This window comes from Paenibacillus daejeonensis DSM 15491 (assembly GCF_000378385.1).
In the GTDB taxonomy this organism is placed as follows: Bacteria; Bacillota; Bacilli; order Paenibacillales; family Paenibacillaceae; genus Paenibacillus_D; species Paenibacillus_D daejeonensis.
The window spans coordinates 62,156-86,953 of record NZ_KB899672.1 but is presented as its reverse complement, the minus strand read 5'-3'; the positions used below and the strand labels follow the sequence as shown (position 1 = coordinate 86,953).

The 24,798-nt window shown below is 56.2% G+C and carries 24 protein-coding genes; 12 read left to right on the top strand and 12 right to left on the bottom strand.

What is annotated here, in order from left to right:
• Window positions 1-120: 120 nt before the first annotated feature.
• Entirely contained in the window at window positions 121-444 is a 324-nt protein-coding gene (locus F556_RS0126750; protein ID WP_020620086.1) for a LytTR family transcriptional regulator DNA-binding domain-containing protein, read from the top strand.
• A gap of 114 nt (window positions 445-558) precedes the next feature.
• Here F556_RS0126750 and F556_RS35345 read toward each other — a convergent pair whose 3' ends face one another.
• On the bottom strand, window positions 559-1,503 hold the full coding sequence (locus F556_RS35345) for a DMT family transporter (protein WP_020620085.1): 945 nt from the start codon (window positions 1,501-1,503) through the stop codon (window positions 559-561).
• A 247-nt stretch (window positions 1,504-1,750) separates the two neighbouring features.
• On the opposite strand from F556_RS35345, the gene F556_RS0126740 reads away from it, so the two are divergent.
• The 4 genes from F556_RS0126740 to F556_RS0126725 are packed head-to-tail and all read left to right on the top strand — an operon-like array spanning window position 1,751 to window position 5,803.
• Window positions 1,751-2,914 (top strand): Gfo/Idh/MocA family protein, encoded by a 1,164-nt coding sequence (locus tag F556_RS0126740; RefSeq protein ID WP_020620084.1) that lies wholly within the window; start codon window positions 1,751-1,753, stop codon window positions 2,912-2,914.
• 32 nt (window positions 2,915-2,946) lie between these two features.
• Window positions 2,947-4,020, top strand: a complete 1,074-nt coding sequence (locus F556_RS0126735) for a Gfo/Idh/MocA family protein (RefSeq protein WP_020620083.1) — start codon at window positions 2,947-2,949, stop codon at window positions 4,018-4,020.
• Window positions 4,021-4,035: 15 nt separating this feature from the next.
• Window positions 4,036-4,908 carry a sugar phosphate isomerase/epimerase family protein gene (locus tag F556_RS0126730; RefSeq protein ID WP_020620082.1) on the top strand — a complete coding sequence of 291 codons (873 nt, stop codon included), beginning with the start codon at window positions 4,036-4,038 and terminating at the stop codon, window positions 4,906-4,908.
• 37 nt (window positions 4,909-4,945) lie between these two features.
• Window positions 4,946-5,803 carry a helix-turn-helix transcriptional regulator gene (locus F556_RS0126725; protein ID WP_157272977.1) on the top strand — a complete coding sequence of 286 codons (858 nt, stop codon included), beginning with the start codon at window positions 4,946-4,948 and terminating at the stop codon, window positions 5,801-5,803.
• Between the two features lie 87 nt (window positions 5,804-5,890).
• On the opposite strand, the gene F556_RS0126720 is transcribed toward F556_RS0126725, so the two are convergent.
• Window positions 5,891-6,706: an undecaprenyl-diphosphate phosphatase gene (locus tag F556_RS0126720; protein WP_020620080.1), complete on the bottom strand. Its 816-nt coding sequence runs from the start codon at window positions 6,704-6,706 to the stop codon at window positions 5,891-5,893.
• Between the two features lie 127 nt (window positions 6,707-6,833).
• Window positions 6,834-7,742 carry a LysR family transcriptional regulator gene (locus F556_RS0126715; protein ID WP_020620079.1) on the bottom strand — a complete coding sequence of 303 codons (909 nt, stop codon included), beginning with the start codon at window positions 7,740-7,742 and terminating at the stop codon, window positions 6,834-6,836.
• A 187-nt stretch (window positions 7,743-7,929) separates the two neighbouring features.
• Between F556_RS0126715 and F556_RS0126710 the strand changes: the two genes are divergently transcribed.
• The 4 genes from F556_RS0126710 to F556_RS35340 are packed head-to-tail and all read left to right on the top strand — an operon-like array spanning window position 7,930 to window position 12,559.
• Window positions 7,930-9,030 (top strand): extracellular solute-binding protein, encoded by a 1,101-nt coding sequence (locus F556_RS0126710; RefSeq protein ID WP_020620078.1) that lies wholly within the window; start codon window positions 7,930-7,932, stop codon window positions 9,028-9,030.
• A gap of 12 nt (window positions 9,031-9,042) precedes the next feature.
• Window positions 9,043-10,731: an ABC transporter permease gene (locus F556_RS0126705; RefSeq protein ID WP_020620077.1), complete on the top strand. Its 1,689-nt coding sequence runs from the start codon at window positions 9,043-9,045 to the stop codon at window positions 10,729-10,731.
• Window positions 10,732-10,768: 37 nt separating this feature from the next.
• On the top strand, window positions 10,769-11,896 hold the full coding sequence (locus F556_RS0126700) for an ABC transporter ATP-binding protein (protein WP_020620076.1): 1,128 nt from the start codon (window positions 10,769-10,771) through the stop codon (window positions 11,894-11,896).
• Window positions 11,897-11,914: 18 nt separating this feature from the next.
• A complete protein-coding gene (locus F556_RS35340; protein ID WP_020620075.1) occupies window positions 11,915-12,559 on the top strand; it encodes a metallophosphoesterase in 645 nt (214 codons plus the stop codon).
• A 4-nt stretch (window positions 12,560-12,563) separates the two neighbouring features.
• Here F556_RS35340 and F556_RS39120 read toward each other — a convergent pair whose 3' ends face one another.
• On the bottom strand, window positions 12,564-12,695 hold the full coding sequence (locus tag F556_RS39120) for a hypothetical protein (protein ID WP_281167924.1): 132 nt from the start codon (window positions 12,693-12,695) through the stop codon (window positions 12,564-12,566).
• Between the two features lie 76 nt (window positions 12,696-12,771).
• On the opposite strand from F556_RS39120, the gene F556_RS0126690 reads away from it, so the two are divergent.
• Together F556_RS0126690 and F556_RS0126685 are read left to right on the top strand one after the other, a co-directional pair.
• A complete protein-coding gene (locus tag F556_RS0126690; RefSeq protein ID WP_026297515.1) occupies window positions 12,772-13,668 on the top strand; it encodes an aldo/keto reductase in 897 nt (298 codons plus the stop codon).
• 109 nt (window positions 13,669-13,777) lie between these two features.
• On the top strand, window positions 13,778-14,758 hold the full coding sequence (locus tag F556_RS0126685) for an aldo/keto reductase (protein ID WP_020620073.1): 981 nt from the start codon (window positions 13,778-13,780) through the stop codon (window positions 14,756-14,758).
• Window positions 14,759-15,741: 983 nt separating this feature from the next.
• On the opposite strand, the gene queF is transcribed toward F556_RS0126685, so the two are convergent.
• The 5 genes from queF to F556_RS0126660 all read right to left on the bottom strand — a co-directional run bounded on the left by queF (window position 15,742) and on the right by F556_RS0126660 (window position 19,905).
• Entirely contained in the window at window positions 15,742-16,224 is a 483-nt protein-coding gene (gene queF / locus F556_RS0126680; protein ID WP_020620072.1) for a preQ(1) synthase, read from the bottom strand.
• Window positions 16,225-16,383: 159 nt separating this feature from the next.
• Window positions 16,384-17,112, bottom strand: a complete 729-nt coding sequence (queE, locus tag F556_RS0126675) for a 7-carboxy-7-deazaguanine synthase QueE (protein WP_026297514.1) — start codon at window positions 17,110-17,112, stop codon at window positions 16,384-16,386.
• Window positions 17,109-17,543, bottom strand: a complete 435-nt coding sequence (locus tag F556_RS0126670) for a 6-pyruvoyl trahydropterin synthase family protein (RefSeq protein WP_020620070.1) — start codon at window positions 17,541-17,543, stop codon at window positions 17,109-17,111. The genes queE and F556_RS0126670 overlap by 4 nt, the downstream gene beginning before the upstream one ends.
• Window positions 17,540-18,214, bottom strand: a complete 675-nt coding sequence (gene queC, locus F556_RS0126665) for a 7-cyano-7-deazaguanine synthase QueC (RefSeq protein WP_020620069.1) — start codon at window positions 18,212-18,214, stop codon at window positions 17,540-17,542. The genes F556_RS0126670 and queC overlap by 4 nt, the downstream gene beginning before the upstream one ends.
• Window positions 18,215-18,438: 224 nt before the next feature.
• Window positions 18,439-19,905, bottom strand: coding sequence for an MATE family efflux transporter (locus F556_RS0126660; protein WP_020620068.1), 1,467 nt, complete (start codon window positions 19,903-19,905; stop codon window positions 18,439-18,441).
• Window positions 19,906-20,068: 163 nt separating this feature from the next.
• Between F556_RS0126660 and F556_RS0126655 the strand changes: the two genes are divergently transcribed.
• Window positions 20,069-20,974 (top strand): helix-turn-helix transcriptional regulator, encoded by a 906-nt coding sequence (locus tag F556_RS0126655; protein WP_020620067.1) that lies wholly within the window; start codon window positions 20,069-20,071, stop codon window positions 20,972-20,974.
• Window positions 20,975-20,995: 21 nt separating this feature from the next.
• Here the strand turns inward: F556_RS0126655 and alr are convergent, their stop codons facing one another.
• Genes alr through F556_RS0126640 form a run of 3 tightly spaced genes read right to left on the bottom strand, consistent with a single transcriptional unit; the run spans window position 20,996 to window position 24,635 of the window.
• Window positions 20,996-22,159: an alanine racemase gene (gene alr, locus F556_RS35335; RefSeq protein WP_020620066.1), complete on the bottom strand. Its 1,164-nt coding sequence runs from the start codon at window positions 22,157-22,159 to the stop codon at window positions 20,996-20,998.
• Window positions 22,156-23,571, bottom strand: a complete 1,416-nt coding sequence (locus F556_RS0126645; RefSeq protein WP_020620065.1) for a UDP-N-acetylmuramoyl-tripeptide--D-alanyl-D-alanine ligase — start codon at window positions 23,569-23,571, stop codon at window positions 22,156-22,158. The genes alr and F556_RS0126645 overlap by 4 nt, the downstream gene beginning before the upstream one ends.
• Window positions 23,568-24,635 (bottom strand): D-alanine--D-alanine ligase family protein, encoded by a 1,068-nt coding sequence (locus F556_RS0126640; protein ID WP_020620064.1) that lies wholly within the window; start codon window positions 24,633-24,635, stop codon window positions 23,568-23,570. The genes F556_RS0126645 and F556_RS0126640 overlap by 4 nt, the downstream gene beginning before the upstream one ends.
• Between the last annotated feature and the right edge of the window lie 163 nt (window positions 24,636-24,798).

Sequence of the window (24,798 nt, the reverse complement as noted above, 5' to 3'; positions counted from 1 at the left end):
GGCTCCAGACAGCCTTTATGTTTTTTTATTGCTTACCCCCTTTAAATCGCTTCAAAAACATGATATAATGTAAGCGCTATCAATAAATCGGCTTTGCAATCTCTTAAGGGGGGAATTGGAATGGCAGGTTTAGCAGTGCAATCCCGCAATGTATATGAGGATTTCGAGGTAGAAAAGGACATTTTGTTCTTCAAGCTCGGATCCCACGGACAAGTGAGCTTTCACGGTCAGAATTACAACATTAAAAAAAGAATGTCTGCTGATGAGCTGCAGGCGCTGACCCGGCATGCGAGCTTCGTTCAAATCAAGTCGGATTGTTATGTTAACACAAGCAAGGTAAGCTCCATCGAGGATGACCAGCTCTATTTTGGTGCCAAAGACGCCAAGTCGCTACCAGTGTCCAGACGCCAGCAGCAGCTGGTTCGCAATCATCAGAGCCGTTAGGGATTGTGCTGAGTGCATGATTTCTCCTGACACAACAATAGCCGGGTGGTCTGCCCTTCTCTCCAATGGGAGGGATAGGCAACACCCTGCTGTTTTGTGTTGGACGGATTGACTTTATTTTATCGGTGCCGCTCCCTGTTGAACACTTGTCTGAGACGGCAGTGGCGCAGCCTGTTTGCGCTCTACGCTGATCCAGACCAGACCGCCCGCCATGCATGCCGCGCCGGCTAGCTGCAGCCACGTCAGCTGCTCCCCGAACATCAAGTACCCCGCGACGACGGCTGCGGCCGGTACGACATAACGGAAAAAGTTGGCCCTGGCTGCGCCGACTTGATACATGCATGCATTCCAGACAACAAACCCGATGACAGTACAGAAAAGAATATTGTACAGCAAGATACTATAATGGGTCGCTGTCAGAGCGCCCCACTGTACTTGTCCCCACGAGCCCCAGGTTAGCGGCAGCATGAATAGACTGCCGAACAGAATCATCCAGCTGCTGACCCGCAGTGCAGAGTACCGCCGCATGAACGGCATACAGGCAAGATTGAATAATGCGCCCAGCAGACTGACCCCGAGCGCCAGAGCGTTACCGAGCATTTGGTCACCAGCCAGCGAGAAGCTATCCCCGCCGCCAAGAATAACAAAGCAGACACCGACCATGGCTGCGCCACCGCCAACCAGTAAACGCGCGGTAATGACTTCTTTCGTAAACAGAGGAGCCAACAGCGCCGCGAAGATGGGCCATGGTGCAACGTTAAGCAGAGATGCATTAGCCAGCGAGGTATATTTAATCGAGTACATAACCATGATCTCCAGCAAAGCAATTCCGAACAGGCCGATCGCTGCAAGCGCCAGCCCCACCCGCCACGGAATGCCAACGCTCCCCTCCCGCAGCTTCAGCAGAATAAAGAAAAACGGCACGGCCGAACAAAACCGCAAAAACGTAAACAAAATAGGGTCAAAGGCATCCATTGCAAACCGGGACAAGCCAAAATTAGCTCCCCAGATGGCAGCCACCGCAATTAATCCACTAATATACAACCATTTTCTATCCATGGGATTCTCTACACTCCATCGTCTGATTCAGCCTGCGCCTGTATCGCAAAGCAATGATAGTATCATATCACGAACCCATTTCAAGTCAATGCACACTTTTCCTAGTCTTGCTACCTGTACCTGTTGGCTCTCTAGTACAACCACAGTCAAATGAATGTCCTGGATTGATAACAGATAGTGAAGTGTTAAGCGCTCTCTCATGCTACAATAAGCATATCGTTTATAATATAGGGAAGGAAGTGTGCATGTGGAAACGGTAAGAATCGGAATCATCGGGCTCGGCAATATGGGGACCAGTCATGCCAAGTATTTGATCGCAGGTGAGGTAAAAGGCGCCAAGCTAACTGCGGTATCCGATATTCGCCAGTCCCGTCTGGATCTTGCAAAGGAAGAATGGGGCGACGATGTAAAGCGCTTTCTTTCGCCAGAGGAGCTCTATCGCTCCGGAGAAGTGGATGGCGTCCTGATCTGCACACCGCACTATGAGCATCCCGAACAGGCCATTGCCGCGTTCGATCACGGCTTGCATGTCCTTGTGGAGAAGCCGGCCGGCGTATATACCAAGCAAGTTCGACTCATGAATGAAGCGGCAGCCCGCAGCGGCAAGCTCTATGGCATTATGTACAATCAACGCACCAACCCGATGTATGCCAAGCTGAAAGATCTGATCGCCTCCGGGGAGCTCGGGGAAGTGCGGCGGACGAATTGGATTATTACGGATTGGTACCGTTCTCAGAGCTACTACAATTCCGGTGGCTGGCGGGCAACCTGGGCTGGTGAAGGCGGCGGCGTCCTCATCAATCAGGATCCCCATCAATTGGATCTGTGGCAGTGGACGACAGGGCTTATGCCCAAGCGGGTCCGCGCATTCTGCTCCTTTGGCAAGCACCGTGACATTGAGGTAGAGAATGACGTTACGGCCTATGTCGAATATGAGAATGGCGCCACTGGCGTATTCGTTACCTCGACGTTCGAGGCGCCGGGTACCAACCGGTTTGAGATTTCGGGAGACCGCGGGAAGATCGTCATTGAGGATGGCAAAATCCGTTTCTGGCGCACCCGTGTGCTGGAGTCCGAGTTTAACCGTGATTTCCAAGGCGGATTCGGTCAGCCTGAATGCTGGGCGATTGATATTCCCGTGTCAGGCGGCGGCAATCAGCACTCCGGCATTACCCAGGACTGGGTGAAGGCGATTCAGACCGGGTCTCCGCTGCTGGCTCCTGGTGAGGAAGGCATCAAGGGATTGATGATCTCCAATGCCATGCTGCTCTCTACCTGGACAGATAACTGGGTCGACCTGCCGATTGATGAGGAACTATTCTACAACAAGCTGCAAGAGCAGATTGAACGTTCGAAGAGCAGCAAAAAAGCCGATGACTACCAGACGTTAGATGTTTCGGGTACGCACTAATTACGATACTACGTTCTTAGGAGGGACTATTCATGAGTAAACAGGACGGCATGAATTACGCACCAAAAGGCAAGCCTCAACCCGTTGTCACCGCAGGAGAATTTTATTTTGCAGCCAGCCGACTGGATCACGGACATATCTATGGCATGACCAATGGCCTTGTCGAGGCGGGTGCCACGCTGAAATGGGTCTATGACAACGATGCGGACAAAGCGCAAAAGTTCGCAGAGCAGTATCCGGGAGCCCAAGTCGCCGAGTCCGAGGAACAAATCCTCCAGGACGCAGAGGTGCAATTGGTTGCTTCCGCTGCCATCACATCGGAGCGTGGTCCTTTTGGCGTGACCGTATTGAATCATGGCAAACATTATTTTGTCGACAAGGCTCCGTTCACGACGCTGGAGCAGCTGGCTGATGCCCGTGAAGCAGTGGAACGTTCAGGCAAAAAATATGCAGTTTATTACAGCGAACGGCTTCACGTCGAGAGTGCCGTCTTCGCAGGTGAGCTGATCAAGGAAGGGGCAATTGGACGCGTTGTTCAAGTGCTCGGCCTTGGGCCGCACAGACTTAATGCCCCGTCACGGCCGGAGTGGTTTTTCGAGAAAGAAAAGTATGGCGGCATCCTGTGCGACATCGGCTCACATCAAATTGAACAGTTCCTGTACTATACAGGCGCTCAGGACGGCGAAGTGCTCCACAGTAAAATCGCGAACTATCACAACAAAGATTATCCTGAGCTGGAGGACTATGGCGATGCGACGCTGCGCGCCGACAACGGAGCCACCGGGTACTTCCGGGTCGACTGGCTGACACCGAGCGGTCTCTCCACCTGGGGTGACGGGCGGACGACGATCCTGGGTACCAAGGGGTACATCGAGCTTCGCAAATATGTCGACATTGCCCGCTCCAACCAAGGCAACCACTTGTATTTGGTTAACGAGGACGGCGAGCAGCATATGGAGCTGAGCGGCAAAGTCGGTTATCCTTATTTTGGGCAACTGATCTTGGACTGCCTGAATGGCACCGAGCATGCAATGACCCAGCATCATGCGTTCAAAGCTGCGGAACTGTGCCTCAAGGCGCAGGCGCAAGCAATCCGGATCGAATAAAGGAGCGAGTATCAGATGAAAATATCCATTTTTACGGTAGCTACTCCCGATCTAACGCCAGAGGAGCTGGCCACAAAGGCCCGCGAGCTGGGAATCCAGGGGATTGAATGGCGGTATAAGGATACGTCTGAGGAGGTTGCCAAAGAGGAACCATCCTTCTGGGGCAATAACCTGTGTACCCTCCCCCCTTCTGGCGGCGACGAGGCCATCGCGCGCTTCAAGAAGGCGGCTGAAGACGCCGGCGTTCCTACCCTTAGCGTGACGCCTTATCTGGCCTGCGGTGATCTGGAGGGCACAGAGCAAGTATTGGCTGCTGCACGCGAGCTTGGAGCCAAGTTCATCCGTCTGGGCGTCCCATCGTATAATCGAACCCGCAAGTTCCCAGAGCTGTTCGAGGAAGCACGAGCCTATCTGAAGCAATCCGAAGCACTTTGCCGCCAATACGGGGTGAAGGGTCTGGTTGAAACGCATCATGTGACGATCGCACCGAGCGCTTCTTCGGCTTACCGTCTGCTGGAGGGCCTCGACCCTGACCATGTAGGCGTCCTCTACGATCCAGGCAACCTGGTTCATGAGGGATTCGAGAACTACCGCATGGGTCTTGAGCTTCTCGGGCCTTATCTGGCCCATGTTCATGTCAAGAATGGCGGCTGGGTAGCTGACAAGGAACCAGTGAGCGAGCTGCGCGAGATTCGCTGGTCTTCCAATTGGACCGGGGTACGGGAAGGCATTGTACCATGGGGACAAGTGATTGCCGATTTGCAGTCTGTAGGCTATGATGGCTATCTGGGGATTGAAGATTTCAGCAATCAATATGGCACCGATCAGATGCTGCGGGAAACCGTGCATTATCTGAAGGCGCTGCTGGGCGAGAGCAACCGTGCCTAATTCCCGCTAATCTTAACCTATCCGGATGGGAGTGATCATGATGACGACAGCCAAGGATCTTCGGGGGATGATCTCCTATGGATACCGTAGCAGCAGCAGGCTGGAGCCGAAGATGCACTCCCATCCTTTTTATGAGGTGTATTACTTTCATGAGGGCAAGGTCAATTATCTGATTGGCGACAAAATTTATACCCTTGCTCCTGGCGATCTGATTCTGATGTACGGCATGACGCTGCATTCCGCCAAGGTGGACCTTGCGCATCCGTACATTCGGTCGATCGTCCATTTTGAGCCCTCACTCGTACAACCTTTTCTTGATCTGCCTGGTGCGCTCAATGTGCTGCAGCCCTTCCAGGAATTCAAGAACCATCGGCTCTGTCTGCGCGGTGAACACAAGGAAGAAGTCGAACGGATCCTCCTGCGCATGCATGAGCTGCAGCAGTGTCAGGATGCGACAGGCGACTGCAGATTGCAGTTGGCGTTTATCGACTTGCTGTATTTCATCCATGATCGCTGCATGCAGCCGATGCACCGGCCACGGGACTATTCCTCCGACAAGGAGAAGCACGTCCAGGGCATCATTTCTTATATCGAGCAGCACTACCAGGAAGCCATTACGATGGAACTGCTCGAAGAGAAGCTGCATCTGACCCGTTCCTATCTGGCCAAGATTTTCAAGGAAGTGACGGGCGTAACCATCTTCGAATATATTTACCAGCGGCGGATTAACCAGGCGCGCGTTCTGTTCTTGCTGGATTCGGGTCTCTCTGTCACAGAGGCAGGCTTTCAAGTAGGCTTTAAGCATCTGGCCCATTTCAGTCGCCTCTTCAAGCAACAGGTAGGCATGACACCGGAGACGTATCGCCGCCGTATTCGCGAGGAAACAACACTTTAAACAAACCCGAACAGTCCGGGTGCCCATGGTTATCAAAAAAAAGCTCCGACTCAGGCGAATTGGCCCAGTCGGAGCTTTCTTTGCGTGCTATAGCAGGTGGCTGAGTACGATGATCGTACCCACGGTGAAGGCGTACCACGAGAAATACTTGAGGTTGCCGCGCTCCATAATGCCCATAAACCACCGCAGGGCAAAATACGAAGCGACCAGCGACGTCAGGAACGCAAGCGCATAGGGTACGGCCAAGCTAGCAAGTTGCGGATCGCGGATCATATCCTTCCCCTCCAGTACCATCCCGCCTACACTAACTGGAATGAACATGAGGAAGGAGAAGCGGAGCGCCGTAGTCCGGTTCAGACCCAGTCCCATCGCGGCAACAATCGTCGCTCCCGAACGGCTGATGCCGGGGATCAGTGCGACTGCCTGCGCCAGACCAATGATGAGGGCATCCTTCAAGGTAAGCTGGGCATCCTTCTTATGTCCTCTCATATTGCGGATGAGCCATAGCGCCAGACCTGTCACAAGCAGCGTAACACCGACCGTGAACAGACCTTTTAGATTGGTGAATACATCATTCAGGAATACGCCCGCCAGACCGGCTGGAATGGTCGCAATGATCAGATAAACCACGAATCGGAAATCTGCTCTGGATGCCTCATCCCTATGGCGAATGTAGGACAGGCTTCCCGCAGCCAGTCGCAGGAGATCCTTACGATAAATGAGTAAGACCGCCAGCAGAGAAGCGAAATTGACCAACACCTCGAAACTGAGCCCATGAATTTCCATCCCCAGCAGCGATTGCGCAATAATCAAGTGACCGCTAGAAGAAATTGGGATCGGCTCAGTCAAGCCCTGCAGCAACCCAAGGAATGCATACTCAAACCATAACCATAAATCATTCATATCTATCAATTCCCTCCTTAGCTTGCCTCACAATCATTCATCGCCTATGTAATGAACATTTTAAGAGTATACCAGATTCATAGCGACCCCCGCCAGCTAACGCGACCGGGATCGACGGGAGAGGAGCTCAGGTGTGTGCCCCGCCCCCGAGACCATCGCGCTGCAGCATCGCCAGAAACTGTTGCATGGCCGGGCTGAGCAGCTTCTTCTTATGATGCACCAGGTAGATGCGTCGCCCAAACGAAGCCCCCGGTAGACGCAACCCTACAAGCGTCCCCTGCCGAATCTCTCGTTGAATACTCAGCTCGGAGAGAATGCCGATCCCCAGTCCGCTGCGAATCATCTCCTTCATCGTCTCGGTCGAGGAGACCTCCATGGCCAGATGCATGGCAATCCCGGATTGTCTTGCCCATCCGTCAATAAGACGCCGGCTTACCGATTCCGGCTCATGCGATACGAAGGGATAGGCGGCGATGCGCTCCGGACTTAGCTGTTTCTCCATGGACAACGGGTGGTCCGGCGGACAGACGAGGATCAGATCATCGCGCAGCGCCGCGGTCACCGCCAGCTCATTGTCCTCCAGCTTGTCATAAGAGACCAGCCCGCAATCCAGCTCGTAATGCCGAATTTTCTCCAACAGCACAGGCGCCGTCTTGACCTCCAACGCGATCCGGACGCCAGGCAGCTCATGCTTATAGGCCTTGAGCAGCTCCGGCAGCAAATAGGTAGCCGGTGTATGTGTGGAACCGATGGCGATCACGCCGCCAGGCTGCTGCCTGTAGCCCTCCATCATCGCTTGCATATCATGGGTGAGCGCGGTTACCTGCTGCGCATAACGGTAGAGCGCCCACCCTTCCTCTGTCGGCTGCAGCACATGGTAGGACTGCGTAATAAACAACGGCACGCCACAGGCGTCCTGGAGCTTGTTGAGATGAAAGGTCACGGTCGGCTGCTTGATCTCCAGCTCCGCGGCTACCAGAGAAAGACTCTTTAGCTTAACGGCAAGAACAAACACTTTCAGCTGCTGCAAATTCATCTTCGGGACCTCCCCTATTTGAACTATCTTTATAGATTTTACTGATAGTTGGATAGATAACATAGATAAGATTTTATGAAGCTTTGACAATCCATTAATCTTGCTCGTACCTTCCATTGATACAGTAGATACCAAGAAGTGCGATGCCGACGCATCCACTCAACCGATGATGGAGGTTCGATTGAAGATGACAAGAATCCAACAGTGGCGCAAAGGCCTCGTGCCCGCGCTAACCTTATCGTTGATGCTGGCCGGATGCGGCGGCGCTGCACAGCCCGGGACGAACGCGAGCACTGGTGCAGGAACATCAGGGGAGAATGCTTCCGCAGGAACCGAGCAGACATCGGCTCAACCGGAGCAACAAAAGCCGTTGATGCTGTACGGCAATGACTTTGTAGATTTTATTGCCCCCAAATTCCAGGAGGCGACCGGCTACGCCATTGAAGCGGTCCATTACGGCGGCGGTGAAGCGCTCGCCAAAATTGAAGCGGAACGCGGCAATCCCCAATGGGATATCGTTATGATGGACGGGCACGGGTCGATCCGTGGTCTCGCCGAACGCAACTTCCTCCACACCGGCTATGAGGCCAAGGGCGAAGCGCTGCTCAGCACATATGGCCAAGAGGTGATGCCGGAGGACCGGGCCTATTACCCTATTGGCATCCATGCGTCCGCCGTCATTGCTTATAATACGGATGTGATCGCACCGGAGAACGCACCTGCCACCTGGGAAGAATTCTTCGCGCTAGAAGAGCGCGTCGGACATGCCGACCCTGCCGTTGCCGCACCAGCCTACCCGCTAGTCTCCGCCTTCTTCTACAAGTGGGGTATGGAGGAAGCCCAGCAGGTCTACAGCGACCGCTTCAAACAGGGGTTCTCGATTTATCCAAAGAACGGTCCTGTTGGCAATGCACTGGTGAGTGGTGAGATCGCTGCTGCAGCACTGCAAGAGCATAATGCTTACTCCCTAAAGATGGATGGATCCCCCGTCGAAGTCATCTGGCCGGAAGAAGGCGCGCCGGGCTCCCTGCGGGTCGTAGCCATCAGCAAGGATACAGCTAACCTGGAGGCCGCTCAAGCTTTTGTGGAATTCATGATGAAGCCGGAAACTCAGAACCTGCTTAGCTCGCTGGAGTCGAACGACAGCTTCTTCACTCCGCTTGCCGAAGGCACGACCTCCCGGCCGGAGCGGAATCCGAACGGCACCTTTATTCTGCCTCCCGACCGTTGGGCGGCTGAGCATGAGTCCGAGATCAAGACCTGGTTCGCGGACCAGAATGTGCAATAAAGGAGCCTGGCAATGAGATCCAACGGTTTCTGGGCAGGCGGAGCAGTGCTCCTCCTGCTCTTCCTCTGCATGCTCTACCCTCTGCTGGCTGTCATTACGAACATCTTTTTGCCCGGCTTGTTCTTCGGCGAGGTAAACTACACCGGCTTCGGCTTGCTCCTGGAGCTGTTCGACCGGCCGCTGTGGCGGCAATCACTGACAAATTCGTTGACCCTGGGCCTGGGAACAGCCTTCTTGGGTACGCTATTGGGTTCTCTCTTGGCCATTCTACGCAGTCAGTGGTCCTTTCGGGCGTCACGGCTGCTTGATGTGTCGGCCTGGGTCCTGTTGATTGTTCCCTCATTCATGATTGCTCAGGGCTGGGTGCTGTTCGCCGGGTCGGGGGGACTGGCCAACCAGTGGCTGGGCTGGACGTGGTTGACCGAGCTGATCTTTCAGCCGTTCGGGCTCATTCTCGTCATGTCACTGTGCAAGTTTCCGCTTGCCTACCTGGCAGTCACGGCCGCGCTGGAGTGGAATGTCAGCCAGTATGGCGATGCCGCCAAACTGAATGGCGGCGGACCGCTGACCGTCTGGCGGACGGTGCATCTGCCACTTAGTCTGCCTGCCATTACAGCCGGCTGGACGCTGGTATTTATGGACACGATCGGAGATTTTGGCCTGCCGGCTGCGCTGGCGACCGTTTACCGCTTTCCGACGCTGCCCTATTCGATCTATACAGCTATCTATCAGTCGCCGGTCCGCTTTGATATGGCGGGTGTACTAGCGCTCTATCTGGTTGCAATCCTCGCTGTCGCAATGGCGATTCTGTTCTTCGCTTTGCGCAAATCTCGGGTTGATTTCCTGACTTCAAGAGCGGTCGTCCAGGCTCCCAAACCGAGCCGTTACAGCGGTCTGATGAGTGCCGTCGTCCTGCTCGTTCTGGTTGTAGCCGTAGGTATCCCTGTGGGCACCAGTATCTCCACGTCCCTCCTCAAGCAGTTGGGAGGCGGACTGACATGGGCCAACCTGACATTGGATCACTATATCAGTCTGTTTCGGGTCGACCCCGGCGAACATCGGACCCTGCCGCTGTTAACGGGCATGCGGAATTCGTTTTTGATCGCTGGCATGGCGGCCATCATAAGTATGGCTCTCGGGTTCCTGACTTCCTATGTCGTCACCTTCACTCGTTTTCGTTTTAAGAGTCTGATCCATCTCTCGACAGTGCTGTCGCTGGCTGTCCCCGGGGTTGTGCTCGGCATCGGCTATATCTTCGTCTGGAATCAACGTTGGTTGGAGCAGGTGGGTCTTCATCTGTATGGCACTCCTACGCTGCTAGTGATGGCAGCCATTGCTGGTGCGATCCCGTATGCAGTCCGCCTGCAGATTGGCGCGTTCGCCAAGATTCCCGCCAGCATGCTGAACGCTGCAGCGATGCAGGGCGCAGGTACCGTCCGGCGGATGAAGGATATTCTGCTGCCACTGGTACGAGGCGGTCTCCTGACAGCAACGCTCGCTTCCTTCGGGACAAGCGTCTACGACCTGGCTATCGCATCGATTCTGAAGCCACCGAATTATACGCTTGTGCCGCTGGTGATCGACAAAGCCTTTGAGTTTTCCCAATATGGCTACGCAACTGCGGCGACGGTATTCAGCGGCACCATCGTCATTCTTCTATTGCTGCTAGGCAGCTGGCTCGGCAAACGCTGGCTCTCCTAAATTTATTTAAGTTGACTAAAGCGAGGTAATGCCTATCATGACCGTTACATCCCCCTACCTGCTGGATATCCGGCAGTTAACGAAAACCTATGGCTCGCACCGGGCGCTGAACGACCTGTCTCTGCAGATGAAGGAAGGCGAGGTCATCAGTATTCTGGGCCCCTCAGGCTGTGGCAAATCGACCCTGCTTCAGTTGGTCGGCGGCCTGCAGAGCTGTGACAGCGGCGAGATTCATCTGGACGGTCAGCTCGTGACCGCTCCCGGCAAGGATGTCCCGCCCGAGAAACGACAGTTGAACATGGTATTTCAAGATTATGCGCTCTGGCCGCATATGAATGTAACTGGCAATATTGAATACGGGTTGAAACGCAAGAAGCAAAAAGCGGATGAACGTGGACGCCGGGTCGACCGCGTCATGGAGCTGCTGCGGCTGCAAGGGCTAGCCGGTCGACTGCCCTCCCAGCTCTCCGGAGGTCAACAGCAACGTGTTGGTATCGCCAGGGCGCTGGTCACTGAGCCCAGACTGCTGCTGCTTGATGAGCCGCTCTCCAATCTGGATGCCAAGCTGAGGCTGCAGATGCGGCATGAGTTGTCGTATCTGATTCGCTCGCTGGGCATCGCTTCGTTGTATGTTACGCACGATACATTGGAGGCTTTTGCTTTTGCCGACCGTATCCTCGTTATGCGCGAGGGCCGGATTGAACAACTGGATGAGCCGACGCACATCTTCGAGCGGCCCGTATCGCCCTGGGTCGCCGAGCTGATGGGGTTCCATAACCCGCTTCGGGTTGCGCTGGAAGCCCCGACCGGGTTTGTGCGAGCAGGCGCGTCAGCGGTCGTGTCTGCGGCCGGTGAGCGTTTGAGCGCCGCCGTGCCTGCTGATTTTCAAGCAGAGGGTAAACAAGCGCTGCTCCTGCTTCATCCCGACAATCTGCGTCTGCTCACGGATGAAGGACCACACGCCCCTGCTGCTGATGGCTCTCTTAATGTACTGCGCGGCACAGTGGTCCATCTGGTCTATGAAGGCAACCACTGGCGGCTGATGGTGGAGATCGGTGATGGTCAACGCGTGCATCTGACGACGCCGGACAGAGTCGAGCTGGGGCAAGCCGTCACCGTGGCCTTCCCAGCCGAACGCTCGCTACTCTACCCCGCCACAACCTAGACGAAAGAGTGCATGCCCGTGAACCGAACATTAGTCGTATCTGATATTCATGGCTATACCGATTGTCTCCACCAGCTGCTGGCATCGGCACACTATGTGCCCGGCTGTGACCAGCTGTTGTTGCTAGGCGACTACGTCAACAAAGGTCCTGATTCGAAAGGGGCGCTCCGGCTTGCCAAAACGCTTGCCGAAGCGGGCGCCATCGTGCTGAAGGGGAATAATGAAGACAAGCTGCTGCGGCGCCATGCCGCCGATCCAGGTGCGATGCCCTGGCTCGATGATGAGCTGCTCCGCTTCACCCGGGAGCTTCCCTTGTGGCACGAAGATGATCACCATATTTATGTTCATGCCGGCATTCGTCCCGGCATCGCACTGACCAGTCAGGCCCCTACAGACCTGCTCAGCATCCGCAATGTATTTTATAACGCTCCCGCTGTCTCGGATAAGCTTGTCGTGTTCGGTCACACAGCGACGCACGTCCTCGGGGCCCCTGCAGGACACATCTGGGAAGCCCCGGGCAAGCTGGGCATCGACACCGGCGCCGGGCATCAGCTGAAGTTATCGCTTGTGGATCTGACCGGCGGTCTGGTCTATGCCTGCGATGTGTGCTCCGGGCGGTTGAGCAGCTACAGCCTGGCTGGCTGGCGCAACCAGGCCCAATAACAGCTCAAGAATCCGATGCTGAACGCTCCGCTAACGTCCCGATGAGGGGCGGAGCTTCTTTGGCTGCGGACAGGCCCAACGCTCCCTGCTTCGCACCTACGACGAGCGGGGCTTCGTTGGCTGCGGACAGATTCACTTTGTTCAACCCTTTTCATGTTGGGTAAACATTACGTATACTTACAAGTGAGACAATTCAGAAGGAGTGGATGCATGTGGAACTGCGATCGTATGGGAAAACGAAGATGAATGTAAGCGTACTCGGTTTTGGCGGAGCAGAAATCGGTTTTCAGAACGCTTCGGTGTCCGATGTCGACCGGCTGCTGGGCAGCGCCCTTGATGCGGGACTGAACCTGATCGATACCGCGGAATGCTACGCTGACAGCGAAGAACTGATCGGCAAGACTGTGGCGCACCGTCGCGGCGACTATTACCTATTCACGAAATGCGGACATGCCTCCGGACTCGACTTCGAATCCTGGGACCCCAAGCTGTTGCAGCTTAGCATCGACCGCAGCCTGCAGCGTCTCAAGACCGACTATGTTGACGTGATCCACTTGCACAGCTGCAGCGAGGAGATTCTCCGTCAAGGGGACGTCATTGAGGTGTTGAAGAAGGCCAAGGAAGAAGGCAAAACCCGCTATATCGGCTATAGCGGCGATCATCAGGCTGCACTGTACGCTGTACAATCGGGTCAATTTGACTCCCTGGAGACGTCACTGAACATCGCTGATCAGGAAGCCGCCGACCTGACAATTCCCAAGGCCATTGAGCAAGGAATGGGCGTTGTCATCAAGCGACCGATTGCCAATGCCGCCTGGAAGCATCAGACCAAGCCCGACGACAGCTATGTCCAGCCCTACTGGGACAGACTGCAGCGGCTGGACTATGACTTCCTGTCAGGAGACATGCAGGATGCAGTCAGTACGGCCCTGCGTTACACCCTGTCAGTCCCAGGCGTCCACTCCGCGATCGTCGGCACTGCCCGGCCGGAGCGCTGGGTTCAAAATGCAAAATTACTAGAGGCGGGGTACCTGCCGGAAGCGCAGTATAACGCCATTAAAGCCCGTTGGGCCGAGGTCGCTCAGGAAGATTGGATCGGCCTGCAATAATCAAGCAAGGACAGGCATGGCGGATGGGACGTATGGTCCGGGTCCGTCATGCCGCATGTTTTGGCGCTCATGAAAGCGTTCACTATGAAGAGAGAGGAAGATGTATTTCATGTCCACTATCCCCTTGAACCGCCATGGATTCGAAGCGAGCAGACTTGTGCTTGGCTGCATGCCATTCGGCGGCGGCTGGAACAGCGAGCCCCTGACTGAGGAGCACTATTCCCAGGGCCAGGCTGCGGTCGAAGCGGCGCTGGCTGCCGGCATTAACATGTTCGACCTGGCAGATATCTATACACGGGGCAAATCGGAGCGTGTCTTCGGTGAAGTGCTGCGCCGTCATCCCGGCCTGCGCGAGAAGATCATTCTCCAGTCCAAATGCGGGATTGTCCTAGAAGAGCCGGGTATCACGAACCATTTTAATTTCTCGGCAGACCATATCCTTAGTAGCGTAGACGGCAGCCTCGAACGATTGGGCGTAGACTATCTGGACATCCTGCTGCTGCATCGTCCCGATCCGCTGATGGAGGCGGAGGAAGTGGCGGGAGCCCTGCGTCGCTTGAAGGAGTCGGGCAAGGTTCGGCGCTTTGGCGTCTCCAACATGAGCATGGGGCAAATCAAGCTGCTGCAGACGTATGCGGACGAACCGTTCATTGTGAACCAGCTGGAGATGAGCCTGGCGCGCACCGGCTTCGTCAACACCCAGGTCTATGTCAATCAGGACAAAGGCAAGGATAACATCTTCCCAGAGGGAACCCTGGAATACTGTCAGTTAGAGAACATTCAGCTCCAAGCCTGGGGCCCGCTGGCGCAGGGTCGCTTCTCCGGCCGCTCGCTGGACGACGAGAGCGATGCGATCCGCCAGACGGCACAAATCGTCGGCCAACTCGCCGAAGAAAAAGGCGCGACACGTGAAGCGATCGTGCTCGCTTGGCTGATGAAGCACCCGGCAGGCATTCAGCCGGTGATCGGCACGACCAATCCCGCGCGCATCGCAGCCTGCGAAGGCGCCGAGCGTGTAGAGCTCAGCCGGATCGAATGGTACTCGCTGTACAACAGCTCCCGCGGACTGCCGCTGCCGAAATCGAAATAACTGCCAGGTGGCTGGTGCTCCGGCTGCCAGCGCCCTGGGCCGACTGTGGAGGAATTAGCTACCGTTTGGCAACTAATCTGGCGCTTGTGCCCGATACGGGCGGATCAAGCTGCCGTTTGGCACTATTGCGGGGCTGGGGCTGGCTGGGGGCGGATTAACTGCCGTTTGGCAGTTAGTGCGGGGCTGGGGTCCTATGCGGGCGGATCCAACTGCCGTTTGGCAGCTATTGCGGGGCTCGGAACGGCTTTGGGAAGTAGTTGGTTGCTCTAACGGCCACAGATGCGCTTATTTGCTCCTTTTTAGGGGTTGTCCGATTCTAACGGCCACAGATGCACCTATTTTCACAAAATCACACACAAAATGACCACTTCACGAACAATAGGAGGCTATATGGCCGTTAGAATGTGAAACCATCGATTTTGACCGAAATAAGCGCTGTGGTGGCCGTTAGCGTCGAAATGTGCAACCAGCCGAAGTGGATTGTCCCTACAGAAACCAATTTAGTCTACTCTGAGCCCATCATAACAGGATAATCAAGTTGTGGTGTTCTACATAAAATAACCAGTCTCATGATGTTGCGTCTTTGGCGTCTTTGGCGGTACTGGCGCCATGTACGCACTTGTTTGTAATTTAATAAGGTCCCCAGCAAAATAGCCGCTGCCTTGCCAGGTCTAGTTTACCTTGGCAGATAGAGTGGCTATTTTGCTGTGGGGGGATTTTATACGGTGGCCGCATTCGGCGCACTACTCCATATGCACAGGTTCGGCAGCATGACGGTGGTCCGGAGACCAAGCACAGGTGGTACTCCAGACGGTACCACGCCACCAAACACCAGCGATTCCCGAGCGGCGTCACACCAGCAAGCCCCGGGAGGTTCCACGGGAGGCATCACACTACCAAACACCGGGCGTTTTCGGTTTGGTGTGGAGCAGCTGGGAGTCGTCTTCCGCCACCGCTACGCATATCAAGTCATCTAATGCCAACTACTTCAAATTCCGGTTCAACAGCCGATGCTCAGCCATCGCCACAAATTTGGTATCCGGGCGTCCCCAGTTGCAGTAAGGATCGATGGAGATGCCGCCACGCGGGGTGAACGTGCCCCACACTTCGATATAGCGGGGATTCATCAGCGCGATCAGATCATTCATAATGATGTTGACACAATCCTCGTGGAAGTCGCCGTGATTACGGAAGCTGAACAGGTAGAGCTTGAGCGACTTGCTCTCGACCATCCGCTGGTCCGGGATATATGAGATGTAGATGGTGGCAAAATCCGGCTGCCCCGTCATTGGACACAGACTGGTGAACTCCGGACAATTAAACGTAACCCAGTAATCACGATTCGGATGCTTGTTATCAAACGCCTCCAAGACACCTGGATCGTATTCGTATACATAGGAGGTGCCCTGGTTGCCCAAAAGGCTGACTCCCTGCGACTTCAACTCGTCATTGCTTCTTCCTGCCATGTTGTTGCTCTCTCCTCTGTCTGATAGGCTATAGCGCTCGCTTACTTGCTACTCGCATACTTTACTTGTGACTGGCTCACAGTCTTATTTAAGAACCTTGCTTTGCTAGCTTCATTTCTCTGCGTACAGCTTGGCCGTTCCACTTCCCTTGTCGCCTGCCTACACGCCGCGCTTGTTGCCCCACAGCCACGTATGCAGCTGCGGCAGCACACGCACCTGACGCAGTGCCGTTGATCCCATCACAGCCTCCACCAGCCACTCATATCGCGCTGCTAGATACGGCAGCATCCGCTGGGGCTCTTGCTCTTCCAGCTCGCCGTTGCCAGGCTGCACGATCATCGCCATCTCAGGATAGCGGGCGTGCACATCTGCGGCATAGGCCAGATCGGTCTCGTCGAAGACGACGACCTTGAGGCTCGTATGCTCATGACGGTCCTGCAGCTCAGCCATGATGGCGTCCAGCTTGGCCCAATCCGTCTTCATCCCCGAACTGGGTGGCTTGGGCGAGAGCGTCAGCTCGTCGACCTCGCGGAACCAAGGCTGGTACCGGCTGCCCTGCGTCTCCAACGCCACGGTGATGCCCTGCTCATGCAGCAAGCCGATGAGCACCCCCAATTGCGGCAGCAGCGCCGGATTACCGCCGGAGAGCGTGACGTGACGGAACGTAGCGCCGCCCACCTTGGTCAGCTCGTCCAGGATAGCTTGGGCCGGCAGCATCCGGATGGACCCGGCAGCCGAGCCGTCCCAGGTGAAGGCCGAGTCGCACCAGCTACAAGAATAATCGCAGCCTGCGGTGCGGACGAACATCGTTTTCTGACCAATGAAGCGACCCTCACCCTGCACAGTCGGTCCGAAGATCTCCAGCACCGGAATCGGCTTGTCGCTCATGTCCGCTCCCTCCTCGGCCGGTAGATGACGTAGCTGCTCGGCGTCTCCCGCAAATAAACCTGCAGGCATTGCGGCCGGTTCGGGAGCGTATTGAGATGCGCCTGCACCATCTCACACACGACCCGTGCCACCACCTCTGTCGTTGGCTTCCGCAGCTCCGGCTTGCCGCCGAAGATGGCGTGATTGTTAAGCAGTGTATGATCCAACTGGTCGTGGACCAGCCTTTTAATCGTTGAGAAATTCACCAGGAACCCCGCATCATCCAGCACGTCGCCAGCAATTGTGAGATCAGCAAAATACGTGTGACCGTGCATCGTCTGGCAGGCCCCTGCCGACTCATGAGGAATGTAGTGCGCCGCGGCAAAATGCAGATCTTTGTGCAGCTCATATAGATAATCATGGGCAGGTGAAGGATAAATTTGCTGGATCATCGGATCACTTCCTCCTCCTGGCCTTTGGCCGCAAGATACGTATCCAGCCCTTTCTTGCGCAGCAGACAGGCCGGACATTCGCCACAGCCCGCCGCCGGGATGCCATTGTAACAGGTCAGGGTACGCTCCTGTACATACGCCAGACCGCCCAGTTCATCGGCGAGTGCCCAGGTCTGGGCCTTGTCGAGCCACATGAGCGGCGTTTCAATGACGAAGCTGTAGTCCATGGATAGATTGAGCGTGACATTGAGCGACTTGATGAAGACGTCCCGGCAATCGGGATAGCCGCTGAAGTCGGTCTCGCAGACGCCCGTGACGATATGACGGGCACCGATATTTTTGGCCAGTACTGCGGCAAAGGTCAGGAACAGCATGTTGCGTCCATCGACAAACGTCGTCGGCAGGCTGCCCTCCTCATGTTCAATCGCAATATCCTGGCGTGTTAACGCATTGGGGGCCAGCTGACTGAGCAGCGACAGATCCAGCACATGCTGGCGTACGCCGAGTTCTTCGGCGATGGAGGCCGCACATGTAAGCTCCGCTGCATGGCGCTGGCCATAATTGAAAGTGACGGCTTCTACCGTACCAAATTCACGCTTCGCCCATAGCAGACAGGTCGTGCTGTCTTGGCCACCGCTGAACACGACGACGGCTTTTTCTTGTTGTCTCATCGTTTACCTGCTTTCTGGAATACAAAAAACGGCACACCAAGGCATGCCGTTCATCCTTAGTATTTTTATAGAGGGGGGGTCGCGAACCTCTCCCGGTTCTGTGCCAAGGCACAGCTCCGGTATCGATATGCAGTTCGAGGATACTATAACACAGTCCGCGGACCTTGGGAAGCGTTCCATTCAGGCTGGAAGCGATTGGCCCCCCACTAGCACCCCATTGCAGCCTAGACCTCGCCAGCAACCGGGGCCGGCAGCGTCGCCCCGCCACCGGACGGTCTTCCGCTGCGACCCGGATCATCCGTACCGCCAGGACCATCCGCAGCCTGCTGCCGGGCTTCCGCCTTCCTCAAATACTTCTGTGACCGCCAGCGCAAGAAAGCCAGGATGCCACGTACATATTCATCAATAATCATGCACACATAAATGCCCATCAGTCCCCAGCCCCAGTGAATTCCCGCCACATACGACAGGCCGGTGGCGATGATCCACATCGAAGTCAGCGACGTAATCATGGTGAACTTGGTATCGCCCAGCGCATTAAGCGAGCTGCCCATAGCCATATTGAGCATCTTGCCCGGCTGCAGCAGGAGATTGAGCGCGAGCAGCGAGACCCCCATGGCTACAATCTCGCGGTCCGAGGTGAACACTCCCAGCAGCCAGCCACCAGACAGCAGCAGGAGCAGCGATCCCGGGATGACGATGCCAATCCCAATCCAGAGTGCCCGGTAAGCCGCCTTATACGCTTCCCGTGTCCGCCCCGCCCCGAACAGATGAGCAATCTGGATCTGGGCGGCCATTGCGATCGCTTGCCCCAGCATGAAGCAGGTGGACTCCAGGGTGTTCATGTACGTCCGTGCCGCCAGCTCCTTGGCCCCTAGCATCGCAATGAACGTAAAAATGGCTAACTGGGTCAGCACCCAGCAGGACATATGCACGCCGAGCGGCCAGCCGATCCGCACCACCTCGCCGAACAACCGGCGGTCGAACACCTTCATGTCCCGCAGAACAATCCGGCGGTCAAACGCCCCTACATACATCATGAACAGAAGCACGGTGGCCAGCAGACGGCTGACGACAGTAGAGATGGCCACGCCGGTCAGTCCCCACTCCGGGAATCCAAATGCGCCATAAATAAAGGCATAGTTCAAAAACAGATGAATCACATTCATACCAATCGCCGTGTACATCGGTCCCTTGGTATTGCCCGTATTGCGAATAACCGTACTGAGTGTGGACATCAGCGCCGTCAGCAGCATACCGCCCCCGACGATTGAGATATACACCTGTGCCATTGGCAGTAGCTCCGAGGGCAGCTGCAAGGCGGACGCAATCTCGCCAGGAAACAGGTACAGGACCACGCTGAGCAGCAGCCCTACAATGGACGTCACACTAACGGCCATAATGGCCAGCGTTCGCGCATCCTCTCTTTTGCCCGCACCAATTCGCTGGGCAATCAGAATGCCGGCTCCGCTGGCAACCGTCACGAAGAGCGTGGTCAACGCCGCGAACAGCTGATTGGAGAAGCCGACAACCGCGACGGCATCATCCGAGATTTTGCTGACCATCAGCGTGTCGGCAGCCCCTAACATCAATTGCAGGAACAACTCAATAAAAACGGGCCACGCCAGAGCCCACAAGGTGTATTTCTTCAACGGGTTGGAGCCTATGCTATCTATTGTCTTGGCTGTCATTACTGTTACTCCTTTAGTACACCCTCCGCCTTCCGGAGCTGGTGCTCGTGTAATCTCGGAAACATATCCACATCACATTATAGATGCTATACTGGACTCCATGTATCAGTGGACCAACCGAAACTATCACAATTCCAACCTGTCTGATCTGGAGGAGGACCTTATGCGTTTGTGTTTTGAAGCGCCCCCGCTGCCTTATTACATCGTCTCCGGTGCCGCCATAATGCCGACAGGACGTAAGCATCCCAACCGCAGGGCATTTGGCGTTTTTGATCTCATTATCGTCCGGGAGGGCTGCCTTTTTATTGGAGAGGCAGATCAGCATTACAAAGTAATACCAGGTCACGCCTTGGTGTTGAGGCCGGACCTCCATCATTTCGCCACCCGGCCCTGCGAGGAGAATACGTCCTATTACTGGCTTCATTTTCATACGACAGGCCATTGGGAGGCCGTGGAGAAAGAGGTCTGTTCCCCTGCTTGGGCTCTATTGCCTGAGGGCGGCAGCGATACGCCCCATGCCAACGATTCAGCTCGGGCCAGTTACACAGAGCCAACCTTCCCGATCACGCTCGCTCAGTTCACCGCTTTGCTCCAGCCCCGCAAGGTATACGAACGTATCGATGAGCTGATCAGCCTGCAGCAGCGTAGTCACCTGGGGCGTGTACGCTGGCAGCAGCAGCAACTGTTTCAGGAGACACTGCAGCTGCTGGCGGACTCACTGGAATCACCACCGCCGTCGGCATCTGCCCTCTGTGCCGAGGCCGCAGCCTCTTATATCCGAGAGCATTACCGTGACGGTTTTACGGCACAGCAAATGGGCGAAAGCCTGCGCTTTCACCCGGTTTATATTGCCCGCTGCATGCATCGCCATCTCGGCTGCGCGCCATCCGAATACCTGCTGCGCTTCCGCATCGAGCAGGCCAAGCTGCTGCTGCTGCAAAGCGATCTGCCGATCTCGCGAATTGCTGAAGCGGTTGGCTTCAATCAGGCGGCTTATTTCACGGCGAACTTCACCAAGCTGGAAGGACTGTCGCCGCGCAGCTTCCGCCAGCGCTTCCTTCACAACTAGGCATCACTGCTGCAAGCTTGCTTAAGACAGAGCGCGTATATCGTTTGAGAGGCTTGACACCTGCATCATCCGCGGCACCCGGCTGCCGAGCATCGTGAGCACATGCTGTGGAATCGTCCCGCTGTGAGCCGCCAGCTCGTCCAGCGTAATCTCGGCGCCGTCTGAGCGTCCGATCGCGGTTACGATCGTACCGACCGGCACCCCATGGGGCAGACGGATCATCACCTGATCCATGCACACTCTGCCCAGAATCGGTGCACGCCGACCGCCGACCAGCAGATAGAAACCGGCATAACTCCGCGAGTACCCATCCGCATAACCGAGCGGTACCGTCCCCACCCACTCGTCTTGTTCCGCACGGTAGGTACAATCATAACCTACATACTCCCCGGCACGCACCCGCTTGACGTGTACGATGGTGGAATAAAGCGAGAGGGTTGGCTCCAACTGCAGCCCCACCTGCTCCCGAACCGCGGGGTCGCACGTGTCGATACCATAAAGTGCCGCGCCAACTCGAATCATTGCCATGCCATCTGCTGCTTCCTCCGGATACTGTATGGCTGCTGCACTGTTGCCGCAATGGGCGGGGACATCCGCCCATCCCTCCGCAGCCAGCCAGCTCCGCATGTGCGCAAAACGTTGCAGCTGCTGGCGGTAGTACGCCTGATCGGCTTGGTTTGCTGTCGCCAGATGCGTATAGACGCCAGCCACTACCAAGTCGGCGGATCGCAGCCAGGGCGCCATCGCAGCCAGCTCCTCACGGCTCCTTAAGCCGATTCGGCCCATCCCTGTATCCATCTTGATATGCAATGCCAACGGCTCACTCGTCCGTCTGGCCGCCCGCATCTCGCGCAGCCAGGACGCCTGGAATACCGGCACGGCGATCCGGTAACGGGCCGCCCGGTCAGCTTCCTCGGGATGCGGAGGTGTCAGCGCCAGGATCGGGACGCCGATGCCCACTTCACGAAGGCGCACGCCTTCCTCTAACTGACTGACCGCGAGCTCATCCGCTCCTGCCTCTACTGCCGTCCTAGCCGCTTCGACCAGACCATGCCCGTAGCCATCGGCCTTGACCGCCGCCATGAATCGGATGGCTGCCGGCAGTCGCCCGCGCAGCAACCGGACATTGCGCGCCAGCGCGTCCAGATGCACCTCGGCCCAGGTCCATGTCCCTGAGCGGCTCATCGTGCAGCCTCCCGCTCGCGCACCTCTGACAGCAACCTCTGGACCACTTCTTCCAGCCTCAGCGACCGCGATCCCTTCACGAGAATAATACAGTCATGATCTGCTTCTGCCAGCAGCGCGGCCGCCAGCTCCTGACGCTGTGTCTCATCGTACGTCATCACTGCGCCAGCAGGATAGCGGGGGGCTGCTGCTGCTGCAATCCGCGCCGCAGATTCACCGATCGTCAGCACACGGTCGATCCGTTTTGGATCGAGCGCCTCGCCGATTGCAGTGTGCAGCGCATCGCTCTCCTCACCCAGCTCCACCATGCTGCCGATGACTGCAATCTTACGCTTGTGCGGCTGCAGCGACATCAGCGTATCAAGAGCGGACCGAAGACTCGGCGGATTGGATTTGTAAGCATCATTAATAATCATCAGCTTGCCAGCATAGGCAACCTCCTGACGCATCCCCGTGGCTTCGACACGGAGCAACCCCTGCCGAATCTGCTCGGGTGTTAGACCCAGATGGCGGGCCGCTGCAATGGCACCAAGCGCATTAGATAGCTGGTGCTTGCCAATCATAGGCAGGAACAAGTTGTCCAGTTCCGTATCATTGACTGCAAAAGCAATCCCCGCTTCACTCATCGTCCAGCTCGTTGCATGCAGATCATGCGACTCACGCTCGCCAAAGGTAAGCCTGGCTACTCCGGGCTCCAGCTCTGCTATCCGCCCGGTAAGCAGCGGGTTGTCGGCATGATAGATGAACAGCCCGTCCGCAGCCAGCCCCTCCAAAATCTCCAGCTTCGCCTCCACAATTCGCTCCCGGGTGTGCAAATCCGCCAGATGCACTTCACTGACACTGGTGATCATGGCAATATCGGGGCGCGCCAGCGAGGACAGCAGCGCAATCTCGCGAAGACCGGACATCCCCATTTCGACCACGGCCATTTCCGTATCTTCCTCCAGCGCCAGCAGCGTCAGTGGCACTCCAAGCTCATTGTTCAGGTTACCCGCTGTCTTCTGTGTCCGGTAGGCGGTGCCGAGCAGACCAGCGAGAATATCCTTGGTTGACGTCTTGCCGTTGCTGCCGGTAATCCCGACTACACGCGTCTTCAGCTGACTCCGATAAACAGCGGCCAGTTGCTGCAGGGCAGCCACAGTATCCCGAACGAGCAGGAGTGGGACGCCAGTCGGCGCATTCGCTTCATCCGCGCCCCAGAGCGCTGCGACGGCTCCCGCAGCTATAGCTTCCCGCACGTAGTCATGTCCATTGAAGCGGGGTCCCCGGATCGGGATATACAGGCTGCCTGGGACAATTGTCCGCGTATCGGTAGAGACGCCACGAATTTGCACATTCGGCTCCACGTCTTGCAGCTGTCCACTGCCCAGCCCCAGCATCTCTGCGACCTCTCCCAGTGTTCTGCGAATCATGACAGCACCTCCTGGCGGCGAGCTCCCTGACGCTCTCGTGCCAGTTCAATCAAGCTGTCGATCAACTCACGGTAGGCTGTACCGTCCGTCTCCCGCCATAGGGCGGGGTACATGCTGATGGCTGTGAAGCCTGGAAGCGTATTGACTTCGTTCAGATACGCGATCCCACCGTCCGTGACAAAGAAATCCACGCGCATCAGACCAGCACCATCCAGCGCTCGGAAGGCGCGGAGGGCCGTTTCCCGCATCGCTTCATCAAGCTGAGGGGTTAAGACGGCAGGGATCTGCTGGACCAACCCGCCCTGCTTGTACTTTTTGTCATAATCAAAGAAATCCGGTTCCCGTACAAACTCACCGCCAATCGAGCAGCGCGGCTGTTCATTGCCCATTACCGCATATTGAACTTCGCGGCCTACTACCTCGGCCTCAATCACCAGTTTGACGTCATAACGCAGGGCGAGTTCAATGCCAGCCCGCGTCTCTTCGACATTGGCACATCGGCTAATTCCGATGCTTGAACCCATATTGGCCGGTTTCACATAGCATGGATAGCCAATCTCCTGCTCCAGTAGGGTTATCGCCTGCTCCGGTGCGGTCTGCCAGTCGCGCTGCTGCAGCTCGATATAGCGCGCTTGCCGGATACCATGCGCCTCCAGAATTCGCTTCGTCATCAGTTTGTCCATGCCCACCGCCGAGGCAAGCACGCCGTTGCCCACATAAGGTACGCCAGCCAGCTCCAACAGGCCCTGGACCGTACCATCTTCGCCACCCGGACCGTGGAGCACCGGGAACACCAGACTATCGCCCTCAGCCATTGCTGTCAGGAACGCTCCGATGGATGCTGCCTTCGAATCATGGGACGGCTGTCTGCGCAGCTGCTCGGGTTCACGCAGCTCGTCCTGCGCGATCCATGGCTGACACCAGATGCCCTCCCGCGTAATATAGATCGGTTGTACCACATATTTATTCTTGTCGACTGCATTTAGCACGGTCAAGGCCGTCTTCAGGGAAACCTCATGCTCGGCGGATTGACCGCCATAGAGAAGATATAATTTCGTCGCCATTGTGCTGCGCCTCCCATACTGTTCAGTAAGGGCAGCCGCTGATGGGCTGCCTGTCTGTACTCAGTATGGCGCTGTCTGTTTAAGACCCCGATAAGGAATCTTAATTTATTTCTTATGAATTCCTTAATCCCTTATGAACATGGATTTAAAAGCGTGGTGAAAA